Source organism: Ideonella sp. P3_A4 (assembly GCF_056403075.1).
The window spans coordinates 1-3,835 of sequence record NZ_JBFUGE010000575.1 but is presented as its reverse complement, the minus strand read 5'-3'; the positions used below and the strand labels follow the sequence as shown (position 1 = coordinate 3,835).

Annotated in this window: 2 protein-coding genes; one reads left to right on the top strand and one right to left on the bottom strand. The window is 66.6% G+C overall.

The features are described 5' to 3' along the window. Positions 1-1,308 (top strand): efflux RND transporter permease subunit (locus tag AC1DYI_RS29180; protein ID WP_477207620.1); only part of this gene is annotated, 1,308 nt, incomplete at its 5' end. Between the two features lie 1,357 nt (positions 1,309-2,665). Here the strand turns inward: AC1DYI_RS29180 and AC1DYI_RS29175 are convergent. Then, positions 2,666-3,835, bottom strand: a 1,170-nt coding sequence (locus AC1DYI_RS29175; protein WP_477207619.1) for a helix-turn-helix transcriptional regulator, incomplete at its 5' end; no start/stop codon positions are given.

Here is a 3,835-nt window from a genome sequence, read left to right as displayed (position 1 = left end):
GATGTGCGCAAGGCCACGCTGACCATCAACATGACGMCGCGCAAGGACCGCCACGGCATCAGCAAGCAGGACATCGAGGCCCAGCTGCGCGAAGCGCTGCAGCCGCTGCCGGGCGTGCGGGCCAAGGTCGGTTTCGGCGGCTCGGCCGAGAAGTTCCTGCTGGTGCTGGCCGGTGAAGACGGCCGGGTGCTGGCCGAGCATGCACGGCTGGTCGAACGCGACCTGCGCAGCATCCCGGGCATCGGCGCAGTCACGTCGACGCTGAGCCTGGTGCGGCCTGAGGTCGTCGTGAGGCCAGACTTCGCCCGTGCGGCGGACCTGGGCGTGACCTCAGCGGCCATCGCAGACACACTGCGCATCGCGCTGTCCGGTGACTACGACCAGGCGCTGCCCAAGCTGAACCTGTCGCAACGCCAGGTGCCGGTGGTCGTGAAGTTGAACGACGATGCCCGCACCGATCTCGACCTGCTGTCGCGCCTGTCGGTGCCCGGCGCGCGTGGCCCGGTGATGTTGAGCAACGTGGCCAGCTTCGCGATCGACAGCGGTGCCGCGCAGATCGACCGTTATGACCGGCTGCGCAACATCAACTTCGAGATCGAGTTGAACGGCCAGCCGCTGGGCGAGGTGGAGAAGCGTGCGCTGGCGCTGCCGAGCCTGGCCAAGCTGCCCCCGGGCGTGATCCAGCGCAGCGTCGGCGATGCGGAAGCAATGGCCGAGCTGTTCTCGAGCTTCGGCCTGGCGATGCTGACCGGTGTGCTGTGCATCTACATCGTGCTGGTGCTGCTGTTCAAGGACTTCGTGCAGCCAATCACCATCCTGGTGGCGCTGTTCCTGTCGATCCCGGGCGCGTTCATGGCGCTGTTCATCACGCACACGGCCCTGTCGATGCCGTCGATGATCGGGTTGATCATGCTGATGGGCATCGCGACGAAGAACTCGATCCTGCTGGTCGAGTACGCGATCATGGCGCGGCGCGAGCATGGCATGACGCGGATGGAAGCGCTGCTCGATGCCTGCCACAAGCGAGCCCGCCCGATCGTGATGACGACGATCGCGATGGCCGCCGGCATGATGCCGATCGCACTCGGCCTCGGCGTCGATCCGAGCTTCCGTTCACCGATGGCGATCGTCGTGATCGGCGGGCTGATCACCTCGACCTTCCTGAGCCTGCTGGTGATCCCGGTGATCTTCACCTTCGTCGACGACGCGGTGCACAAGATCCAGGGCCTGTTCAAGCATCGTCACCACGCGGCCAACCAACCGCTCACGCAGGCAGGCGGCACGGTCACGGCCACCGAGCAGAAGTAGCCTGCGACACCACCCAATCAAGGCCGGCACCACGCCGGCCTTGTTCTTTGCGCTTCGAGTGATGCTCGTCTGCTGAGGGCTGCGAGGCGAAGAAAGGGCATTCGCCCCGCCTCATGTTAGACACTCACCGGGACAAATGCCCTTTCCTCGCTGCCACAGTCGGTGGCATGGCAGCGCGTTCGCTTTCCGCTGACATTGCCACTGGCACGCCTCGCCCAACCACCGCGGATGGCAGCGGACGGTGGGGACACGCTCGGGTGAGCGTCTAACGTGATCCCGAGTGTGTCCTCTCGGCCGCCACTCAAGCCTCCGCAAGCTCTGCATAGCCCAAACCGCACAGCTGGCATGAGGTCGGCACCGCGCCTTGGTCCTTGGTGGCACGTGATGCCCAGTCACCCGCTGAGGACTGCGTGGCGAAGAAAGGGCATCCGCCCCGCCTCATGTTAGACACTCACCGGGGCGGATGCCCTTTCCTCGCTGCCACCGTCAGTGGCATGGCAGCGCGTTCGCGTTCCATCCACATTGCCACTGGCACGCCTCGCCCTACCACCGTGGATGGCAGCGGACGATGGGGACACGCTCGGGTGAGCGTCTAACGTGATCCCGAGTGTGTCCCCATCGGCCGCCTCGCAAGCCTCCGCAAGCTTGGGCCCTCTATCGCTCAGCCGCAGCAGCCGGCCGAGCACCCTTTGCCGACGAGTTGTTCTGCTCGGCCGTGCTGTCACCCAGGTCGAAGCCCCCGGCCACCGTCAGCAAGACAAGCGCCGCCACGGCAGCAAGCAACGCGCCCCATACCCCGGGCCGCATCAAGTTCGAGCCAAACCCAGCGCGTTCGACTCGCCCCCTGGCGGCACGCACGCGCCCAACGCGGCCCGCAGCACCAATCTTCGGATCGTCCTGCTCGATGCTCCAAGGGCCCTGAACGCCGGTCACGTCGACCGACCAAGGATCTCGACTTGGTGCTCCAGCGCTCGCATCACGCGTCGACTCCGCCGTCGACTTGATGGGTTTTCGCGCCGTCCGTTTTGGACGCACCGCGGGCTGCACCACCCCTGCCGCTCGTGGCAAAGCGGCATGGGGCTCTGGGTCGGTTGCGTCCTCCGTGCGTCCTTGGCTGGACGTGGCGGTGTAGTCGGTCACGTCCTCGCCATCGAACATCGTGCGAGCCAGTGCGCCCAGCAAGGTCTGCACGGCGGACGAACGCCGTCCCGACGAATCGACACGGCCGCGCCGGCCTGCGTCGGACCCGGCGGCTGCCGGCTTGGCCTCTTCAGGGGGCGCCGCGGACGCGGCGTGGGTCGGCCCTCTTGCAGGTGCTGGTGACGAGTTTGGGCGCATGGTCGCGCACTCGCAGACGTCAAGCCTCGCTGGCCACGAGTTGCTGCAGACCCTCTTCGCCGCCCATGCGCAGCGGCTTGATACAGCCCGACGTGGCTGTCGGTGCTTCGCCGTAGTGTTGACGATAGTTTTGCGCCAGGGTCGACCGGTTGTCCATGCCCCAGCGGTTCGCCACGGCGAGCACGCTATCGCGCCCCGCCAGATGCTGCAGCTCGGTGCGAATACGGGCCATCCGAAGGCGACGGATCAGCTCGGCCGGGGTCTGACCCAGGTGGGTGCGAAAGGCCATCTGCAGCGCTCGCTCGGTCACGTCGATGTGGGCCGCGATGCGACGGATCGTCAAGGTCTTCTCGTTGAGGTGCGACAAGATGAACTGGTAGGCGCGTCGGTAGCGCAGCGGCAGCCGTATCTGGTCCGAATCGGTCTGCTCGGCACGTTCTTGCAGCTCGAGAAAACGCGAGTACGGCACGCGCTGCAGTTCCGCCCGGATGCGGGCCAGCGTCTGGCTTGCGTGTTGCCGATAGCAGCGCAGCGCATCCATGTAGCGGCCCTGCAGCGAATGCAGCTTGGATACGACGAATGCCAACTCGATGGCGTGACGGTGGTGCTGCAACCGCGAGTCGTCGCACGCCAGCGCACCGAGGATGTCGCCCGCCGTGTGCGCATCACCCTCTTCGACCAACGCCAACGCAGCTTCGATCCGGCCCACCTCTTCGACATGGGCCAGGCGCCGCTCGCGCCACCAGCGCAGCGCGTCGAAGACACCTGCTGCTCCGCCCGGCACGCCGAGACCCGGCTCGCCAAGTGCCGCCAGGAAGGCCAGCCGCTGCGACACGACAGGCATGTGCGCGAGAGACTCGGCCTTCGCGCGCAGCGTCGCTGGGGCTGGCGGCGCATCCATGCGCGCTGCTGCAGCGTCACCGTATTGGCGCAGGCGTGCCGTCACCTTCAATTCCAGCTCGGCCACTTCGAGCAGTTGCTTCATCTCGGTGGCCTCGCCAGACGACAACTGAAGCGCATAGGCCAGCGTTCGGGCAGCGCGACGGTGCTCGCCCAGGCCGTGAATGGCCTGCGCCAGTCCGACCAGGGCCTCGACCCGCAATGGCGTCGGCGCTTCTTCGCAGTCAGCCACGGTGTTGAAACACTCGGCTGCGAGCCCTGACCTGTTCAAGTGCAGGAACAGGTAGCC